This is a genomic window from Allochromatium vinosum DSM 180, assembly GCF_000025485.1.
GTDB classification, from domain to species: domain Bacteria; phylum Pseudomonadota; class Gammaproteobacteria; order Chromatiales; family Chromatiaceae; genus Thermochromatium; species Thermochromatium vinosum.
In genome coordinates this window covers 762,407-779,875 of sequence record NC_013851.1, presented here as the reverse complement: position 1 = coordinate 779,875, position 17,469 = coordinate 762,407, and the positions used below count along the sequence as shown (strand labels likewise).

The 17,469-nt window shown below is 60.8% G+C and carries 21 protein-coding genes; 15 read left to right on the top strand and 6 right to left on the bottom strand.

The genetic code is table 11. The annotated features are described in order from the left end of the window. Positions 1-36 precede the first annotated feature (36 nt). The 5 genes from ALVIN_RS03310 to ALVIN_RS03290 form a co-directional block, all read right to left on the bottom strand. Complete coding sequence (locus ALVIN_RS03310; protein WP_012969892.1) at positions 37-747, bottom strand: flagellar hook assembly protein FlgD; 711 nt, start codon at positions 745-747, stop codon at positions 37-39. A gap of 39 nt (positions 748-786) precedes the next feature. After that, the gene (gene flgC, locus ALVIN_RS03305) at positions 787-1,206 is read right to left on the bottom strand and encodes a flagellar basal body rod protein FlgC (protein WP_012969891.1); all 420 of its coding nucleotides are present in this window, start codon (positions 1,204-1,206) and stop codon (positions 787-789) included. Positions 1,207-1,210: 4 nt separating this feature from the next. Beyond that, positions 1,211-1,618: a flagellar basal body rod protein FlgB gene (gene flgB, locus ALVIN_RS03300; RefSeq protein WP_012969890.1), complete on the bottom strand. Its 408-nt coding sequence runs from the start codon at positions 1,616-1,618 to the stop codon at positions 1,211-1,213. 143 nt (positions 1,619-1,761) lie between these two features. After that, positions 1,762-2,577 (bottom strand): CheR family methyltransferase, encoded by an 816-nt coding sequence (locus ALVIN_RS03295; RefSeq protein WP_043795503.1) that lies wholly within the window; start codon positions 2,575-2,577, stop codon positions 1,762-1,764. Between the two features lie 14 nt (positions 2,578-2,591). Continuing rightward, positions 2,592-3,515, bottom strand: coding sequence for a chemotaxis protein (locus ALVIN_RS03290; RefSeq protein WP_012969888.1), 924 nt, complete (start codon positions 3,513-3,515; stop codon positions 2,592-2,594). A 184-nt stretch (positions 3,516-3,699) separates the two neighbouring features. Between ALVIN_RS03290 and flgA the strand changes: the two genes are divergently transcribed. From flgA to ALVIN_RS03265, 5 genes are all read left to right on the top strand, one after another. After that, positions 3,700-4,437, top strand: coding sequence for a flagellar basal body P-ring formation chaperone FlgA (gene flgA / locus ALVIN_RS03285; protein WP_012969887.1), 738 nt, complete (start codon positions 3,700-3,702; stop codon positions 4,435-4,437). A 106-nt stretch (positions 4,438-4,543) separates the two neighbouring features. Next, entirely contained in the window at positions 4,544-4,849 is a 306-nt protein-coding gene (gene flgM, locus ALVIN_RS16475) for a flagellar biosynthesis anti-sigma factor FlgM (protein WP_012969886.1), read from the top strand. 41 nt (positions 4,850-4,890) lie between these two features. Then, positions 4,891-5,355 carry a flagella synthesis protein FlgN gene (locus ALVIN_RS03275; protein ID WP_012969885.1) on the top strand — a complete coding sequence of 155 codons (465 nt, stop codon included), beginning with the start codon at positions 4,891-4,893 and terminating at the stop codon, positions 5,353-5,355. 301 nt (positions 5,356-5,656) lie between these two features. Then, a complete protein-coding gene (locus ALVIN_RS03270) occupies positions 5,657-6,829 on the top strand; it encodes a flagellar hook-length control protein FliK (protein WP_148217449.1) in 1,173 nt (390 codons plus the stop codon). Beyond that, entirely contained in the window at positions 6,826-7,194 is a 369-nt protein-coding gene (locus ALVIN_RS03265; RefSeq protein WP_012969883.1) for an EscU/YscU/HrcU family type III secretion system export apparatus switch protein, read from the top strand. Before ALVIN_RS03270 ends, ALVIN_RS03265 begins: the two co-directional genes overlap by 4 nt. Before the next feature lie 28 nt (positions 7,195-7,222). Here the strand turns inward: ALVIN_RS03265 and murI are convergent, their stop codons facing one another. Continuing rightward, positions 7,223-8,071 (bottom strand): glutamate racemase, encoded by an 849-nt coding sequence (gene murI / locus ALVIN_RS03260; protein ID WP_012969882.1) that lies wholly within the window; start codon positions 8,069-8,071, stop codon positions 7,223-7,225. Between the two features lie 306 nt (positions 8,072-8,377). Between murI and cas3 the strand changes: the two genes are divergently transcribed. The 10 genes from cas3 to cas2e all read left to right on the top strand — a co-directional run bounded on the left by cas3 (position 8,378) and on the right by cas2e (position 17,414). Continuing rightward, on the top strand, positions 8,378-11,011 hold the full coding sequence (gene cas3 / locus ALVIN_RS03255) for a CRISPR-associated helicase/endonuclease Cas3 (RefSeq protein ID WP_012969881.1): 2,634 nt from the start codon (positions 8,378-8,380) through the stop codon (positions 11,009-11,011). A 176-nt stretch (positions 11,012-11,187) separates the two neighbouring features. Continuing rightward, positions 11,188-11,337 (top strand): hypothetical protein, encoded by a 150-nt coding sequence (locus ALVIN_RS17760; RefSeq protein ID WP_012969880.1) that lies wholly within the window; start codon positions 11,188-11,190, stop codon positions 11,335-11,337. Positions 11,338-11,392: 55 nt separating this feature from the next. Next, positions 11,393-12,817 (top strand): type I-E CRISPR-associated protein Cse1/CasA, encoded by a 1,425-nt coding sequence (gene casA, locus ALVIN_RS03250; protein WP_012969879.1) that lies wholly within the window; start codon positions 11,393-11,395, stop codon positions 12,815-12,817. A gap of 94 nt (positions 12,818-12,911) precedes the next feature. Next, positions 12,912-13,370: a type I-E CRISPR-associated protein Cse2/CasB gene (gene casB / locus ALVIN_RS03245; protein WP_012969877.1), complete on the top strand. Its 459-nt coding sequence runs from the start codon at positions 12,912-12,914 to the stop codon at positions 13,368-13,370. Further along, positions 13,371-14,552: a type I-E CRISPR-associated protein Cas7/Cse4/CasC gene (gene cas7e / locus ALVIN_RS03240; protein WP_012969876.1), complete on the top strand. Its 1,182-nt coding sequence runs from the start codon at positions 13,371-13,373 to the stop codon at positions 14,550-14,552. 11 nt (positions 14,553-14,563) lie between these two features. Then, a complete protein-coding gene (cas5e, locus tag ALVIN_RS03235; RefSeq protein ID WP_012969875.1) occupies positions 14,564-15,247 on the top strand; it encodes a type I-E CRISPR-associated protein Cas5/CasD in 684 nt (227 codons plus the stop codon). Next, the gene (cas6e, locus tag ALVIN_RS03230; protein WP_012969874.1) at positions 15,244-15,873 is read left to right on the top strand and encodes a type I-E CRISPR-associated protein Cas6/Cse3/CasE; all 630 of its coding nucleotides are present in this window, start codon (positions 15,244-15,246) and stop codon (positions 15,871-15,873) included. Before cas5e ends, cas6e begins: the two co-directional genes overlap by 4 nt. An 82-nt stretch (positions 15,874-15,955) precedes the next feature. Next, positions 15,956-16,168 carry a type II toxin-antitoxin system HicB family antitoxin gene (locus ALVIN_RS03225; protein WP_012969873.1) on the top strand — a complete coding sequence of 71 codons (213 nt, stop codon included), beginning with the start codon at positions 15,956-15,958 and terminating at the stop codon, positions 16,166-16,168. Positions 16,169-16,225: 57 nt separating this feature from the next. Continuing rightward, on the top strand, positions 16,226-17,143 hold the full coding sequence (cas1e, locus tag ALVIN_RS03220) for a type I-E CRISPR-associated endonuclease Cas1e (RefSeq protein WP_012969872.1): 918 nt from the start codon (positions 16,226-16,228) through the stop codon (positions 17,141-17,143). Then, on the top strand, positions 17,124-17,414 hold the full coding sequence (gene cas2e, locus ALVIN_RS03215) for a type I-E CRISPR-associated endoribonuclease Cas2e (protein WP_012969871.1): 291 nt from the start codon (positions 17,124-17,126) through the stop codon (positions 17,412-17,414). Before cas1e ends, cas2e begins: the two co-directional genes overlap by 20 nt. Positions 17,415-17,469: the final 55 nt, after the last annotated feature.

Below are 17,469 nucleotides of genomic sequence, written 5' to 3'. Positions count from 1 at the left end.
ATTATCTCCTGCTGTGATGCCTGAAGGACCAGATCACTAACCGACACGTTTGAGGCTTGAAAAACCAACTGAACCCAGACCCTGCACATCGAGCATGAGTGCGCCCGTACCGCTGTCCAGGGAGACACTCTTGACCTGACCATCGAGTAGTGTTTCGAGTGCTTCGGTCTGACCATTGCGCTGAGCGGTGACACTGAACGAATAGGTGCCAGCCGGCGCCGCCGAACCGTTCGCCAGCAACCCATCCCACTCGAAATCGATCAGACCGGCACTCTGGTTGCCCAGATCCAGGGTTTGAACCAGTTGGCCGGTCGCATCCTGGATGTTCACCGAAACCTGAGTCGCCGAAGCCGTCAGATCGACCGCTCCACTTACTTTCTGCCCCGCCGAAACGTCCGCTTTGCTTGCCGGAACCAGAACGCTTTGACCGACCAGTGTTGCCGCCTCAACGGTTTGACCCTGCAAGAGGGTCTTGGAAAGCGTTTCGAATGAACTCGTCAGCTCCTCGATGCCTGTCAGGGTCGAAAATTGCGCCATTTGAGAGGCGAAATCTTCGTTCTCGACCGGGTTGGTCGGATCCTGATTGGTCAATTGGGTGATCATCAATTTGAGAAAATCCGATTGACCCAGCGCGTTGTTGCCGCTCCCGGTGGAAGCCGTGCCAGCAGCGGTTCCGGTGGTCGAATTCGTGGTGTTATAGCCGGTCAACCCGAGGCTGTTCAAATAATCCGTGGTCAATGCAGTCATGGTGAAGGCTCCTGGGCCATCATTCGTGTGTTATCCCGATCAGCTCTGACCGACTTGCAGTGTGCGCTGCAACAGAGAGCGCGCAGTCGTCAGCACCTCGACATTGGCTTCGTAGCTACGCGAGGCCGACATCATGTTGGCCATCTCTTCGACCACGTTGATCGCAGGCCGAAAGACATAGCCTTCTTCATTGGCATGGGGGTGATTGGGTTCATAGGTCGGGATCGGCTCACATTCGTCATCGACGATGCCCGCGACCCGCACCGGCATGGCCACGCCATTGGGATCTTCCTGATCGATCACGGTCTGAAAAAGAACGTGTTTCGCACGATAGGTATCCTCGGCTGTCGACGCCGTCATGGCGGCATTCGCCATATTCGAGGCTACGGTATTGAGCCGCACGGACTGTGCCGTCAGTGCCGAGGCTGATGTATTGAAGATACGGAACAGATCGCTCATGACATCACTCCTTACTCAGCGCCTTGCGCAGACTCGACACGCGACGATCGAGGAATTCGAGCGTACTTTGATAGTGCGTGGTGTTTTCGGTGAAAGCAGCGCGTTCGAGCTGCGGATCGACGGTGTTACCGTCGAGCGAGGGTTGCGCCGGGATGCGATAGAGCAACTCCGGCTCCAGCGCCCTGGATTTGTCGATCTCGTTGGTCAAATGATTGGCGCGGGTCGTCGCCAGCTTCATCCGATTGCTCATTCCCTCGACTTCGGCGAGCACTTCGGTGAAATGGAAATCGCGCGACTTGTAATTCGGCGTGTCGACGTTGGCGAGATTGGAAGCCAACAGCTCTGCCCGACGGGCTTTGATGAGCACCGCCGAGGGCAGGACTCCAAAGGCTTTGTCGAGCGAGAGACTCATGGCACTGGCATCCGCAACGAGGGTTGTCTGCTGAATTGCAAACAACATGCCAGACAATGACAGTCAGGACGCCGGGACGGACATCCCGGAGGAGAGAGGCCGAACCTCCGGTAGGCTCGGCGCGAATCGTGGCACCCTGGAGTCTACGGCCGGCGCCGCAGCAGGCTGCCCTGAGGTGTGCGCACGATCTCGAAGGCCTCGGTGTAGGAACTCACCGACTCCGAGGCACCGACGAAGAGATAGCCACCCGGATCCATCTGCCGCGCCATACCGTCAAAGATCCGACGCTTGGTGTCGGCCGAGAAATAGATCAGGACATTGCGACAGAAGACGACATCGAACTTGCCCAGCAGGCTGAAGGAATCCATCAGATTGAGCTTCTGGAAGCGCACCCGGCGCTGGATGTCGGGCTTGATGCGATGGCCGTTCTCGAGCGTGTCGAAATATTTCTGACGCCGCTCCGGTGTCAGGCCACGCACGATGCTCAGCCCGTCATAGAGACCGCTGCGGGCCTCGGCCAGCACGCTCTCGGACAGATCCGTGGCCAGGATGCTGACCGGCGAGGATTTGGGCGGAAAGCTCGACTCCCACTCGGCGACCACCATGGCGATGCTGTAGGGCTCCTGGCCGCTGGAACAGGCCGCCGACCAGATGCGGATGGGTTTCTTGCGCGCCTCCAGCTCGGGCAGCACCACCTGTCGCAGGATCTCGAATGGATAGCCGTCGCGAAACCAGGAGGTCTCGTTGGTCGTCATGGCGTCGATGACGCGCGACTTGAGCGTCGGATTGCCCGACTGGCGCAGCGCCCGCAACAGATCCTCGACCTTCTGATAGCCGAACTCGCCGAGCAGACGCGACAGACGGCTGGCGACGAGATACTGACGGTTCTCGCCCAGCACCAGGCCGCAGCACTCTGACAGAAACCGAGCGAACTCGGCGTAATCCTGCGCGTCAATCACGAACCCGCCCCATATCAATCATGCCGCGCATACTTGAGCACGGTCGCCCCCAGTTCGTTCGGATCGAATTTGGCCAGAAAATCGTCGGCCCCGGCCCGCTTGACCATATCGACATTGAATTGACCGCTCAGCGAAGAATGCAGGATCACGCACAGATGCTTGAGCTTGGCATGTTCGCGGATCTTGCGTGTCAGGGTATAGCCATCCATGCGCGGCATCTCGATATCGGCGATCACCAGCTCGATCGAGGCATCGACCATATCGGCCTCCGCCAGTTCCTCCAGATACTCCAGCGCCGCCTTGCCGTCGGAGCGGCTCTCGGTGCGGAACCCCAGCGCCGTGATGGCGCGCTCGATCTGCTTGCGGGCCACCAGCGAGTCGTCGACGACCAGGATGCGCCTGTCGTGCGGAACCTCCTCGGCCAACTTCTGCACCTCGGCCGAGACGTCCGTCGAGAGATTGTTGATCTGGGCGAAGACACGCTCGACATCGATGATCTCGACCAGTTGACCATCGACCTCGGTGACGGCCACCAGATAGCTCTCGCGCTCGGTGCCGCGCGGGGGCGGCTTGACCGTCTCCCAGTTGACGTTGACGATACGGTCGACCGCCGAGACCCAGAAACCCTGTACCGAACGGTTGAACTCGGTCACGATCACCTTGGCGTCGTTGTTCTGATCGACCGGGAGCGGATCGAAACCGATGGCGCGCGCCAGATCGACCACCGAGACCGTGCGTCCGCGGATGTTGGCCACACCGCAGACCATGGGGCTGGAGCCTGGCAGATGTCTCAGGGTCGGCTTGGCGATGACCTCGCGGACCTTGAAGACATTGATGCCGAAGATCTGCCGACCACCGAGATAGAACAGCAGCAGTTCCATGCGGTTCTGTCCGACCAGGCGGGTTCGCTGATCGATATCCTCGATAAATTGACTCATCTCACCCACACCCTCATTGATGTCATTCGCTAAAGGCCCGCCTCACAACCACCGATGGCCAGTGTAGCAGCCACGAAGCGGCTCGACGCGCTCGACATCGACCGTTCGTCCGCCAAGCACCCGCTGTGAGCCGGCGCGGTTCATGCATGATTTCAGCCAAGTCAGCCACGCGAGGAGCCGCATCATGACAGTGACGACGACCCAGACGTTCCAGTCCCGCCTTCGAGCGCGCACCATCGGATGCGCCCTGATCGCGGCCGGACTGCTCCAGCCCGCCCTGGGGTCGGACATCGAACCCGTGGAACGCATCCTGAACACCGCGCGCGCCTTCGCCGCCGCAACGGCCGGCACGTCCCCCGATCAGGAGACCCTGATCGAGATCGGGCAACTCGACAGCCGATTGCAACTGACACGCTGCGCCCACCCACCGACCGCTCAACTCGCCCCAGGGGCACGCACCGATGGCCATACCACCATCAATGTTCGCTGCTCCGACCCTGTGAGCTGGTCACTGTTCGTCCCGGCACGCATCGAGCGTCATCTGCCGGTCGTGGTACTCGAACGTCCGATCAGTCGTCAACAGGTCATCGGTCCCGACGACATCCGAATCGAGCGTCAGGCCGTCTCGACCCTGACCAACGGCTACTTCACCGAGGCCAGTGACGTCGTCGGTCTGGCCTCGCGCCGTCGTCTGATGCCCGGCCAGGTGCTCACCAGCGCCCACGTCACCCAGCGTCGGATCGTCGAACGCGGCCAGGAGGTGACACTCTTCTCGGCACGCCCCGGTCTGGTCGTGCGGATGAAGGGAACCGCCCTGGAGAATGGCGTCGAAGGTGAGCGCATCCGGGTGCGCAACACGTCGTCGAAACGGATCGTCGAAGGCTATGTCGAACCTTCCGGTGCCGTGCGCGTCGCATTATGATGGTAAACCAGCGTCAATGAACGACGAAGATCCAATCATGCTCTACAGTTTTCCAACCCATCGCCGATATTCATAGGCGTACCCCAATCGACTCTGGACTCAGCCCATGGATATCAAGCTTCCCATTGGAAACAACCTGCGCACCGATGGACCGGCGGCAGGGGGCAAGCCGCGTGGCAGTCCCTTGCAAGCCGATCAAACTCCGGTCACGCCCAAGGAGGCGGCGGGCGAATCCGTCACACTCACAGATACGGCCAAGACCCTGAGTTCTTTACGTGGAGGCGCGCAGGATGCCCCCATCGACAAGACCCGCGTGGCCGAGATCAAGTCGGCCATCGCCGAGGGTCGTTACACGATCGACAATCAGCGTCTGGCCAAGAGCATTCTCGACTTTGAGGGCGTGTTCACTTGAACGCCCGGAACGATCCGAGTCAGGCATCAGGCGCGAATGATATGGGGGCATTCGTCGCGTCACTCGACAGGTCCATCGAGGACATGCGCCGACTCGCGGAACTGATGCTGGATGAACTGCGGGCGATCGAGTCCAGGGATCCCGATGGACTCCAGCAGATCGTCGATGCCAAGCGAGGTCTCCTGGCCCGCCTGGAGAACGAGACCGCGCAGCAGAAACGCTGGATCGAGGCCGCTGGTTTCGGCTTCACGCCCGATGGCCTGGAGCGATTCATCCAGGCCCACGATCAGGCCGACCAACTCGGAACCCGCTGGTCGACCCTGCTCGACCACACACGCCGCTGCGATCGGCTCAATAGTGACAACGCCCGTCTGATCGAGCGAGACCAGCGACGTGTCGCCATGACCCTGCGACTGCTCAAGGGCGAGGACACCGGCGCCACCTATGACCCACGGGGCCGGGCCGCTTCCAGCGGTCAGCGCGGACGCACCATCAGCCAGGCGTGAGGCGCTCGGAGCATCCATGAGCGAGCCGACGCGCCTCCCGCCCTCCGGCTCCGGCGCGAATCCTCCGATCGGAGGCCGGGCGCTCGACTCGACAGCGAACGCGCTGACCGGCCGACTCCAGGTCGGAATGCAGGTCGAACTCATGCCGGCCCGCTCGATCACTCCCGAACTGATCGAAACGCGACTGCGGCCAGTCGGAGGGACAGGCGGCTGGACGAACAGTGTCCGGGCGCAATTGACCACAGCCCTGCCGGCAAACGGACTTCAAGCCACAGCCAATGAACGCCCGGGATCGGGCGCGATGCCGACATTGCGCGCCGAGGTCGTCGCCACCAGTCCGACACTGGTGTTGAAGCTCGTTTCGGTAGCGGATCGCCCCATGCCCATGCCGGGTCCGCCAACCGCCTCGGGGGCCGGCTCGCGTGAGTGGCTGGGACAGCAGTTCCGGCAGCACTGGCCCGAGTCACGTCCGGTCGCGGCCACGCTGGATCGAATCGCGGTGCAACTGGCCGATGAGATCGCCGGCACGCCCATCACGGCCCCGACGAGCGCCACCAACACTGAGACCAACGGCCGTCTCCAGCTCCAACGCGCCGTCACCACATTGATCGCTCAACTCGCCACCGTCACCGAGCTGACGGACCCCGAGCAACTGGCAACCGCCGTCAGCCGCTCCGGAGTCTGGCTGGAATCGTTCTTGGCGCAAGCGGCGATCGACCCGGCCCACTCGAACGGACTGCGGCTCGATCTCAAGGCACAACTGCTCACGCTCGCACAACGCCTGCGGGTCCAGGAAACGCGCACTCCCGGCCTGCCGCCTCCCGGTGTGCCGGCGGCGGCTGGTCGCCGTCCCGATATGAGTGCTGCGCCTCAACCCAGCCCACCTCAAACCGGCGCACCGCCAACGCCCGTGGGCGCGCCCGCCGCCCCACGGCCGGGAGCGCCGCCGGAACCGGCTCCACCCGTGACGACCGGGGACAAGCCGACCGAGGCGGCGCATCGCCCCGCACAGGACACTCATCGCACCGCCAGTCTGGCGCGCGACGTGGAAGGCATGCTCAAACAGGTCGTCACCAAGCAGCTCCAGTCGCTCGACAACACCCCCGGACAAACCCAGTGGCTGCTGGAACTGCCCTTCAGAACCCCCTCAGGACTCCAGGCGCTGGAGGCCGACATCCGGCGTGAACAGGCGCGCGGGGACACGCAGCACGACACCTGGAGCATGCGCCTGCGGCTCGACCTGCCCAAGCTCGGTCCGCTGAATGTTGTGCTGACACTGTGCAATGAGCGACTCAATGCCAGCCTTCAAGCCGGGGACCCGGATGGCGCTGAGCAAATCAAGCAGCACCTGGGCGATTTGCGCGCTCGACTCGAAGCACGCGAGATCCAGGTCGCCAGCCTCCATGCCGGGCACCGTCCGCTCGAACGGCCGCCCCCGCCCTTCGCTGATCCGCTGGTGCGTGAGCAAGCGTGAGCGCCCCCCCTCAACGTCCCAAGACCACCAAGGCGGTCGCGCTCCACTGGGACCGCGAACACGCTCCCCGCATCACAGCCACCGGAACCGGCCTGACCGCCGAACAGATCCTCAAGATCGCCGAGGAGCACGACATCCCGCTGCGCGCCGATCCGGTGCTCGTGGAGGCTCTGGCGCAGATCCCGCTCGGGGCTGAGATCCCGCGCGCGCTCTATGTGGCCGTCGCCGAGGTGCTGGCGTTCGTGTTCATGCTGGAGGGGATCGATCCGCGTGTCCCGACACTCATTCCGGCCGAGCGGAACGAGCGGAACGAGCGGAACGAGCGGAACGAGCGGAACGAGCGGAACGAGCGAAGCGCGGAGTGATGCGCTGATCGGGACACGGCGCCTTGGTTCAGGTCGGCTCCAGCGCCAGATCGCCGGGGGATCTCCGGTCATCCTCGGCCTCCGACTCGACCCAGCGCGCGAGTTCGACCTCTCCCGCCCAGAGCCGTGCCATGAGGGCGTGCATCCTGGCCGGGGGCGCGCTGGTCCAGAAGCGCTCGCGTCCGGTCCGCTCTTCCGGGGCCAGTAGCTCGGCTTCGCTCAGTCGGCGGCGCACCTGACGCGCGACCCCGATGCCCGAGTCCAGAATGAGCACGTCCGGTCCGGCCAGTTCCTGGATCAAGGGGGTCAGCAGCGGATAGTGGGTGCAGCCCAGGACCAGGGTATCGGCCCCGCGCGCGAGCAACGGTTCCAGATAACCGCGCAGCAGTTCGCGTGTCCCCTCCCCTGCCAGATCACCAGCCTCGACCCGCTCGACCAGCCCCGGACAGGGTTGCAACAGGATCTCGGCGTCGGTTTCGAGCCGCCCGAGCAGCACCGAGAAGTTGTGACTGGCCAGCGTCCGGCGCGTGGCCAGCACCGCCACCACGCCCGAACGCGTGCGTTCGACCGCCGGCTTGACGGCCGGCTCCATGGCGATCAGGGGGACATTGTACTGAGTGCGCAACAGCTTCGCGGCGGCGCCGGTGGCGGTGTTGCAGGCCACCACGATCGCCTTGGCGCCGCGTTCGAGCAGGAATTCGGTGATGGCGATGGAGCGCGACTCGATGAAGGCCATGGACTTGTCGCCATAGGGCGCGTGGGCCGAGTCGGCCACATAGAGCAGATCTTCGCCCGGCAGCAGGCGGCGGATCTCGCGCAGTACGGTCAGTCCGCCCAGGCCTGAATCGAAGACGCCGATCGGATGATGAGGGTTCATGGTTGATCGTTTTGATCGTTGAGGGTTGATCTGCGGCCCGGTCGGGCCGACGGTGAGGGAGGCGCGACAGAAACCATGGCCTCGGCACGGAGGCAGGAAGGGTCACGAATGCGTCACAGTGTAGGAGTCGGGCGTCCGGCTGACAATCCATCGATATCAAGCGCGCCTTGACCGACTGCCCATCTTCACTCTAACGGCGACAAAGCCCAAACAATACACGAAATACGCCATCCCAGGTTTGGCGGAACGCCCGTCACTTCGTCTATGATCAGGACTCCTGATGACACGGAAAAGCGGAGTCCCGTCATGTTATCCAAGGACTATTGGCGTTATTGGGCGAAGGCAGATACGGGAGTCGAAGGGGCCAACAAATGGCATCCCTTCGCTTACCATTCCCTCGATGCAGCAGTAATTGCAGCAACGTTTTGGCGAGATTCGTCGGCAGTCCGCCGTACTCTCATGGCTGCCTTTGACGTGGAAGAGGCGGAAATTCAGCGGCTTCTGGCGTGGATCCTGTTTTTCGTCGCACTCCATGACATCGGAAAGCTGCACGCGCTGTTTCAGATCAAAGCCCCCCATATCCTGCCTCAGATCTGGCCCGATCTAGCCTCGACGAAGCTGATCGATACCTCGGGCGGACACTACGATCATGGCCGTGAAGGATACCGTCTGTCGATGGCCGAGCTTCGCGGTTGGTTCAAACCCGCAAGCCGTCACGCATTGAAAGCTTGGTCCTCGTGGCTTGCCGCCGTGACGGGGCATCACGGAGAGATCCCGGATAACGACGATCCTCTTCCTGCTTATGCCGAAGCGACTATATTGGAGCAAGACGCCAATGCGCGCCGTGCATGGATCCAGGAAGCGGCCGATCTCTTCCTCCACCCGGCTGGGTTGAGCCTCGAAGATCCACCACCGCCATGCGTAACCGAAGCCCGAAACCTGCTGGCGGGATTCTGTAGTCTGTGCGACTGGATAGGCTCCAATGTCGACGTCTTTGCCTACGCCCCGCCTGCACTCTCTCCAAACGACTATTTGCATTCACGCTTGGAGCAGATCAGACGCGACGATATCTTGAGGCACTTCGGGCTGATCGCCACGCCGCTGGCCTATCAGGGAATCCCGGCTCTGCTCAAAACCGACGAGCATCCGCGCGGCACTCAGGTCATGATCGACGATCTGCCGCTTGTTCCAGGACTGACGATCGTTGAAGCTCCCACGGGCAGCGGCAAGACCGAAGCGGCATTGGCCTACGCCTGGCGCCTGATCGATGCCGGACTGGCCGAGTCGATCGTCTTCGCGCTTCCCACTCAGGCCACGGCAAACGCGATGCTTGGACGTTGTGAAACCTTCTCCAAGAGCGCCTTTGGTCGCGCGAATCTGGTTCTGGCTCATGGGCATAGTCGGCTGAATCAGGCGTACCAACGGCTTATCGAGGCCGGATCCAAACGCACGGCTCAGGGCGAGACCGAGGCCGGCGTCCAGTGTGCCGCCTGGCTGGCCAGCAGCCGCAAGCGTGTCTTCCTGGGACAGATCGGCGTCTGCACGGTCGATCAGGTCTTGCTGTCCGTCCTGCCGGTCAGACACAATTTCGTCCGGGCTTTCGGGCTGCACCGCTCCGTTCTGATCGTCGACGAGGTGCATGCCTATGATGCCTACATGAATGGGCTGCTGATCGAGGTGCTCAAGCGCCAGAAGGCGGTTGGGGGAAGCGCCATCCTGCTGTCGGCGACCTTGCCCGCCAGCATTCGCGGCAAGCTTTTGGAATCATGGGGGCACGAACCAGTCGCGGATGTCGCCAATTATCCGGCCATCTGGAATACGGCCGCGCTATCCGAATCCGACTCACCCTTGAGCTTGCCGGACACCGAGCGCCCGGCCCAACGCACCATCGAAGTCAGCCTCTCCAAACTGGGCGGTGCTTGCCCCGACGAGCCGCTCATCCAACGTATCATCGACGCAGCCGAATCCGGTGCCCTGGTTGGCATCGTGATGAACACGGTCGACGATGCTCAGCAACTCTGGATTCAGCTCCACAAGAATGCCCAGGTGCCCGTCGATCTCTTCCATGCCCGCTTCAGGCTCCAGGACCGACAGCGTATCGAGCAGCGGGTGATCGAGCACTACGGACGTGACGCCGAACGGACTCAAGGACGCATCCTGGTCGCGACCCAGGTCATCGAGCAGAGCCTCGATCTGGACTTCGATTGGCTCATCACTCAGCTCTGCCCGGTCGACCTCCTATTCCAGCGTCTCGGACGCTTGCACAGACACTCGCGCAAACGTCCCGATGATTTCCAGGTTCCCACCTGCACCGTCCTGTCGGTCGAAACGGACGATTACGGTCTGCATGAACTGATCTACGGCGATGCACGCCTGCTGTGGCGAACCGAGTTCCTGCTGGCCCGGCACAAGCAGATCCATTTTCCAGCAGCCTATCGGGAATGGATCGAGCCTGTCTATGGAGAAGCTCCCTGGGATGATGAGCCTGGGACCGTCTATGGCAAACATCTGGCGTGGCGGGACGACCAAAGCGAGGCAGAAAAGAAAGCACATCGTCTCACGACCATGAACCTGAGCAAATTTCGCGACGACGAAGAGCGCCTGACCTCGCTCACACGAGATGGCGAAATGAGCTTATCCGTTCTGCTGACTCGAGAGGATGGTCGCCTGCTGGACGGCGAAGATCCTGACCAGATGGACGAATACACCCAAGCTGAAACGCTCATGTTGAACACGGTTCCCGCACCGCACAGTTGGGGCGACAGGCAGCTTGCGGGCCACGTCCGCGATGAGGATGGCCGCATTCGGCTCAAGATGCATGACGACGGCCAACAACGCTGGAGTAGCCTTGATGGAGGAGTCTGCTACACGACTGAGCTTGGCTTGGCCAAAGCAGAAACGGCGGGCCTCATGGACCCGCCGACGGAGGCACCCCGCTAATGCGGGGAACGAACCCAATTTCGATGTCACAGGACACTGTAACTTGGGTCATCCCAAGCTAAGCCGGGAATTCTGTCAAAGAATAGCACACGATGAGATTAACACTTTAACTCTTGCAAGTTGAAACGCGCCGACTATACTCAGCGACATTCGTACTCGATTTGGTGGAGCTCAGAATGTTTGAGACGATCAAAGCCTTGAAAGATCTGGTGGTCGAACTCGGCAAACTGGGCCCGGATGGGATAGTCGCACTCAAACTGATTGCGATGCTGATGTTGCTGATTTTCCTGTTCTTTATAGCAACACTGTTCCTGCTTCGACTCTAGAAAAACCAAGGCGTCTGCACCAACTGCGGCGCCAGTCGTGTTCAGGATGAGGATTATGGATCTGTTGAAGACACCCTGGATCCCGGTGCGAGCCCACGGCGGAAGTGGCACGTTTCGGTTGCTCACCTATCAGGAACTGCTCTGCGAAGACGAAGACTGGCAGATCAGTCTTCCCCGAGACGACCTGGAACTGGCCTGTCTGCAACTCCTGATCTGCATGACGCAGATCATGTTCCTGCCCCCGGAGGATGATGTCCTGCTGGACCGCATCGATATACCGCTCACACCAGACGAATTCACCGAGGGCATTTCGCCCTGCCTGGAATGGTTCGACCTGGATCACCCGACGCAGCCTTTCATGCAAACACGCGGAGTCGTTGCCAAAGACGTCACGCCCATCCAAAAACTCCTGATCGGCCTGCCGGAGGGGACCAATCATGCCTTTTTCAACGCGCCTGGTGAGGTCTCGGTGCTTTCAGCGCCGGTTGCCGCCATCGCGCTCTTCCATCAAGCGACCAATTGCCCCAGCTTCGGCGGCGGTTTTAAGGGCAGTCTGCGTGGTATCGCTCCTATCACGACACTCGTCGATGGCCGCAATCTGCGCAAACGGATCTGGTGCAATGTGCTGACCCCGGAGTTCATCCGCACGGATTTCCCGGATTGGCAGCACGACCTGAGTCAGGATCTGCCGACCTGGATCGAACCGATTCGGTCAAAAGAGACGATCCATGCTCACCAAATCGGACTCGCTCGCGGACTGTTCTGGCAGCCGGCCCATGTCGAGCTGGTTGGTAGCCGCGAATCCGGACCTTGCGACCTGCTCGGCATTGAGGCTGGCCCGCTCTACACAGGCTTTCGGAAGGAGAAATTCAACTTCACGCTGGAAGGCACTTGGCCGCATCCGCATGGCGTACTCCAGTCGAGCCTCAAGAAGGGTGCGTTGGAGATGAAATTTGCCTCCTTCACCACAGAGGCTCCGGCCTGGACACGCCTCACAGAGATGGTCCTACGCATCAATGGCCCGAAAGGAGAAGGCAGTCGGCCAGCGACTCCGGTCGCTCAAGCTAAATCAATGGCAGTAACAGCGCTCGAAAAGCCCCAACCACTTACTTTGATCATAGGCGGCTACCGCAATAACAAAGCATCGGTCACAGAGCGCCGTCATGAGATGCTTTCTCTGGCAGCGGGCTGGAGCGAAGAAGACGGCAGTCGATTAAAAGATTTGGTAGCGCTGGGCATAAAAGCCAAAGAGAGTCTAAAGGACAAGCTCTCTTTCGCGTCCAAAGGGCATAAGAAAAAATGCTTCCAGGAATTGGATCTCCTATACAGGACGTCGGAGAACGAATCTTCTACTCTCGGACCGAAGGCAAAATCATTGAAACTTTGTCCAGACCGACTACGTTCATGCAATGGAAAGAGAATCGCGCGGCTTATATCGATGCGCTTGCTGCTGACTGCCGCGATATCTTCGATGCTATGACCGAACCTTACACAATGAAACCTGAGTTGATCCCAATCATCGCTTGGGCACGCCGCAGCCTGAATGCTGATCTCAAGAAACTCAAGGAGAGCCAATGAGCACCGAAGCGCCGGATTTCGCCGAATACCATGCTCGCTTCGAACGGCTACCCAACGGAGCGAAGGCCGGACTGCGCCGAGCCGCCGAGCCGGACGACTTGAGGGATCTGCCTGGACTCTACCATCTGTTTCCAGGAAGCAGACCTTCGAATCAGGAAACACTGCTCGCGTTTTTTCTGCCCTGGTGCCCAGAACTGAACAGCAACACCGGCTTCATGACTCTATGCGCCAACAGCATTTCCGAAGAGCGGATCATGCAAATTGCCCGCGCCAATCCGCCGGACGATCTCATCGCCTTGAGACGGCTCGTGATGCAACTGCATCCAGCCGTCGGCTGGCTAGATCTGGCTCCGCTCCTTTGGTACTGGGGCAGTAAAAAGACAGGATCCAGCAAACGCCGCCTCGTCGAAGGCTACTACATCGCCCTCCACAAGATCGACCAGGGAGACAAGTGAATGAACACCAGGAATTTCGTCAATTTCCACGTCCTCATTTCACACAGTCCGTCCTGCCTCAACCGGGACGACATGAACATGCAGAAAACCGCCATCTTCGGCGGTAAGACTCGGGTGCGCATTTCCAGTCAATCACTCAAGCGCGCGATCAGATATAGCGACTATTACGCCAGGTACTTTATTAGTAAGTCGCAGCGCACGCGCCGGCTGTTCGATAAAATGGCCGACGAGTTGAGCGCATCGGCCGAATCGGCTGAGCAGACCACGGCCATCGAGAAGTGCGCGCTGTATGCGGCGGCTATTTTCGAGGGAAAGACCAAGATCGACGAGATTGGTAAGTATGAACGCGACAAGAAAAGCGATCATATCGAAACCCAGATCATTCCATTCAGTTGCGCTGAAATCGAGGGAATCAAACAGATCCTGCTCGAAGCCGCCGGCAAACCGGAGAAAGGCCGTATCGAGTACATGAAGGCCGAAATCCAGCGTCTGGAGCGCGAGCAACGCACCCGCATCGACCTGGATGTCGCGCTCTCCGGACGCATGGCCAATTCCGAACTCATCTATCCGGTCGATGGGGCGCTCGCTGTTGCTCACGCCATCACGACCCACACGGTGGAGCCTCAGGACATCGACTGGTTCACTGCTGTCGACGATCTGACCCTGGATGCCGGCGAAACCGGCGCCGGACACCTGAATACCCAGCAATTCTCGGCGGGCGTCTTCTACCGCTATGCCAGCCTCAATCTGCGTCAGCTTCAGTTTAATCTTGGCTTGCTGGCCAACATAAATGCCGAGCAAACGACGGAGTCGCGCGCGCGCGCGCTCGATATCGCTCGCCATGTCTTGCATCTGCTGGCCACCGTGGTGCCTTCCGCCAAGCAGCAGTCATTCGCGGCACACAACCTGGCTGACTTCGTGATCGTCAGCCTCGCCGATCAGCCCGTCTCTCTTGCCAACGCCTTCGAGGAACCCATCGAACGTGAGCGCAAGATTGGAGGTTTTCTCCAGCCATCCATCACCGCGCTCGCCGACTATTGGTCACGGGTCAACAGCGCCTACGGACTCGACGAACAGGCGCGCGCCTTTGCACTCCGGGGAGGAATCAAGCTGGGTGATCAAGAGGTTCTGACCTCGATCGCAGACCTCGAACAGTGGCTTGCCAACGATGGTCGGGCGTGAGGCGTACCGACATGCCGAGCTACCTGATCCTTCGACTCGATGGCCCCATGCAGGCTTGGGGCACACACACCTTCGAGGACTATCGTCCCAGCAACCCGTTTCCAACCCGTAGCGGTCTGCTTGGACTCCTGGGCGCCTGTCTCGGGCTGGACCGATCCGACACCCCGAGTCTCGATGCACTCGCCGAGAGCGTCGCATTCACAGTCCGCCTCGACACGGGCGCTCCGCGTCCCGGCGTCGATCGCCTGATGCCCAAGCGCCATACCAAGCTGTCTGACTATCACACCGTGCTCGATGCCCGGAAGGTCGACGGATCGACGAATAAATTCCCGATCCAGTCGCATAGGGAATATCTATTCGATGCCGCCTTCGCCGTGGCTATCGGCTCCAGACCAGACGCAAGTTTCAGTCTGGCGCGGATCGCCGAATCTCTGCGGCAACCGCGCTTCACGCCCGTTTTGGGACGACGCTCCTGCCCCCTGGGCCGCCCCCTGCTCGAACGCCCGGATTGCATTGAAGCCGATGACGCGAAAGCGGCATTAGCGCAGTTTCCGCCCCATGGCGGACTCATCTACAGCGAAGACGAACTCGTCTCGGATCAACCAACCTGGATTCGCGACGTTCCCCGCTACGGTCGCCATCGCCAATTTGCTACTCGCCGCCTCTATCTGCATCGCGAGGAGGAATCTTCATGATCCTGAGTCGCGCTGAGATTCCTTGGTCCGAGGCCCGCAACCCCTATGACATGCACCGCGCCATATGGCGACTCTTTCCCGGCGAAGCGGCGGAATCACGCCGAACGCCGGATCAGCCGCGTCGGGGATTCCTGTTCCGGGTGGAGGACCATCGGCCCGGCCGACCGGCCCAGGTTCTGATTCAATCCAGGTGTATGCCACAACCCGAGGCCACCCTGAACCTCATCGGTAGCCGAGAGATCAACCCGCAACCCTCGCAAGGCCAACGGCTCGCCTTTATCCTGACGGCGAACCCGATCAAGACCATCAAAGATCGACAGGCAGACACCAAACCACGGAAGACACGCGATACCTGCCGTGTTCCGCTGATCACTGAGGAAACCCAAAAATCCTGGCTGATACAGCGGCTCAAGGATGTCGCCGAAGTCGAGGCTGTCGCTGTCACACCGCATCCGCCTCTCTACTTTCGTAAGGCCAACCGAGGCGGAAAGATCCTGTGCGCTACCTTCGAGGGTCTCTTGACCGTCCTTGATCCGAATGCGCTAGTCGCATTACTGGAAAACGGCCTTGGTCCCGCTAAGGCGTTCGGCTGCGGACTGCTGCTGGTGCGTCGTGCTACCTCATGACCGGGCAAGTCGAGCGACGACTTGGCTCCAGGCACGGTGAGCAGTATTACAAACAAGCCGGTTGGAAATGAGGGCCGCGACAATGCGTTACGCCATCGTGATCGAACGAGCAGAGCATAACTACTCGGCCTATGTCCCCGATCTGCCAGGGTGCATCGCTACCGGGCGCACCCTGGAGGAGACCGAGCGGGAGATTCGGGAAGCGATCGCGTTTCATCTGGAAGGTCTGCGAGAAGATGGCTTGCCGGTGCCAACGCCGACCAGTCAGGTCGACTACATCGAGATCGCGGCCTGATCCTTTCTCCAGTCGAGCTACTCCATAACGCGAGAGGTACCAACACGGCCGAATGCCATGCTTCCACCACTCAAGCCCATTGCCATGAAGGAACGGATCAGCCTGATCTTCATCGAGTACGGCGAAATCGACGTGCTCGATGGGGCCTTCGTCGTGATCGACAAGACCGGCGTGCGCACCCACATTCCGATTGGCAGCATCGCCTGCATCATGCTGGAGCCGGGGACGCGCGTCTCGCACCGGGCGGCGGCGCTTGCGGCGCGGGTCGGCACCCTGCTGGTCTGGGTCGGTGAAGCGGGTGTGCGGCTCTATGCGTCCGGCCAGCCGGGTGGCGCGCGGTCGGATCGGCTGTTGTATCAGGCCAAACTGGCCCTTGACGATCAGGCCCGGCTCAAGGTGGTGCGCAAAATGTACGAGCTGCGCTTTGGGGAGAAACCGCCCGAACGACGCAGTGTCGAGCAGTTGCGCGGAATCGAAGGGGCGCGGGTCAAGAAAACTTACGAAAACCTCGCCAAGCGGTATGGCGTCCAGTGGCGCGGTCGGCGCTATGACCCCAGCGAATGGGACACCAGTGATGTTCCCAACACCTGTCTGTCGGCGGCGACGGCCTGTCTTTATGGCATTACCGAGGCGGCGATTCTGGCGGCCGGCTATGCGCCGGCGGTTGGGTTCATCCACACCGGCAAGCCGCAATCGTTCGTTTACGACATCGCCGATATCGTCAAATTCGAGACCGTGGTGCCGGTGGCGTTCCAGATCGCGGCCAAGAATCCGCCGCAATCGCACGCCGAGCGCCTGGTTCGGCTAGCCTGCCGAGATGTGTTCCGGGAGAGCAAGCTCCTGGGCAAAATCATCCCGATGATCGAAGACGTATTGTCCGCTGGCGAGATCGAACCGCCAAAGCCGGCCCCCGAGGCGGTCGCGCCGGCTATCGACGATGGGAAACCCTTGGGCGATGCTGGTCATCGTCACTGAGAACGTTCCGCCGCGTCTGCGCGGACGGCTTGCGGTCTGGCTGCTGGAGATCCGCGCCGGGGTCTATATCGGCAATCCGTCGAAGCGGCTGCGCGAGTTCATCTGGAATCAAGTGCTGGAGGGCGTCGAAGATGGCAATGCGGTCATGGCTTGGAACACCAACACGGAGTCGGGCTACGATTTTCTCACCGTCGGCAAGAACCGGCGTGTTCCAGTCGATTTCGACGGTTTGCGGTTGGTCAGTTTCAAGCCGCTCGATGAGCCAAACTGAGTTCTTTGACAATCAAAATCGTGCCCCTTTGAAAAGAGGCATTTTGTTGGTAGAT

Coding starts and splice junctions, on each gene's coding strand:
- ALVIN_RS03310 (WP_012969892.1), bottom strand. CDS start 747: ATGACTGCATTGACCACGGATTATTTGAACAGCCTCGGGTTGACCGGC.
- ALVIN_RS03275 (WP_012969885.1), top strand. CDS start 4,891: ATGGGGGCATTCGTCGCGTCACTCGACAGGTCCATCGAGGACATGCGC.
- flgB (WP_012969890.1), bottom strand. CDS start 1,618: ATGAGTCTCTCGCTCGACAAAGCCTTTGGAGTCCTGCCCTCGGCGGTG.
- cas2e (WP_012969871.1), top strand. CDS start 17,124: ATGCTGGTCATCGTCACTGAGAACGTTCCGCCGCGTCTGCGCGGACGG.
- cas1e (WP_012969872.1), top strand. CDS start 16,226: ATGCTTCCACCACTCAAGCCCATTGCCATGAAGGAACGGATCAGCCTG.
- flgM (WP_012969886.1), top strand. CDS start 4,544: ATGGATATCAAGCTTCCCATTGGAAACAACCTGCGCACCGATGGACCG.
- flgC (WP_012969891.1), bottom strand. CDS start 1,206: ATGAGCGATCTGTTCCGTATCTTCAATACATCAGCCTCGGCACTGACG.
- murI (WP_012969882.1), bottom strand. CDS start 8,071: ATGAACCCTCATCATCCGATCGGCGTCTTCGATTCAGGCCTGGGCGGA.
- casB (WP_012969877.1), top strand. CDS start 12,912: ATGAGCACCGAAGCGCCGGATTTCGCCGAATACCATGCTCGCTTCGAA.
- ALVIN_RS03290 (WP_012969888.1), bottom strand. CDS start 3,515: ATGAGTCAATTTATCGAGGATATCGATCAGCGAACCCGCCTGGTCGGA.
- ALVIN_RS17760 (WP_012969880.1), top strand. CDS start 11,188: ATGTTTGAGACGATCAAAGCCTTGAAAGATCTGGTGGTCGAACTCGGC.
- ALVIN_RS03225 (WP_012969873.1), top strand. CDS start 15,956: ATGCGTTACGCCATCGTGATCGAACGAGCAGAGCATAACTACTCGGCC.
- cas7e (WP_012969876.1), top strand. CDS start 13,371: ATGAACACCAGGAATTTCGTCAATTTCCACGTCCTCATTTCACACAGT.
- cas6e (WP_012969874.1), top strand. CDS start 15,244: ATGATCCTGAGTCGCGCTGAGATTCCTTGGTCCGAGGCCCGCAACCCC.
- cas3 (WP_012969881.1), top strand. CDS start 8,378: ATGTTATCCAAGGACTATTGGCGTTATTGGGCGAAGGCAGATACGGGA.
- flgA (WP_012969887.1), top strand. CDS start 3,700: ATGACAGTGACGACGACCCAGACGTTCCAGTCCCGCCTTCGAGCGCGC.
- ALVIN_RS03270 (WP_148217449.1), top strand. CDS start 5,657: ATGCCGACATTGCGCGCCGAGGTCGTCGCCACCAGTCCGACACTGGTG.
- cas5e (WP_012969875.1), top strand. CDS start 14,564: ATGCCGAGCTACCTGATCCTTCGACTCGATGGCCCCATGCAGGCTTGG.
- casA (WP_012969879.1), top strand. CDS start 11,393: ATGGATCTGTTGAAGACACCCTGGATCCCGGTGCGAGCCCACGGCGGA.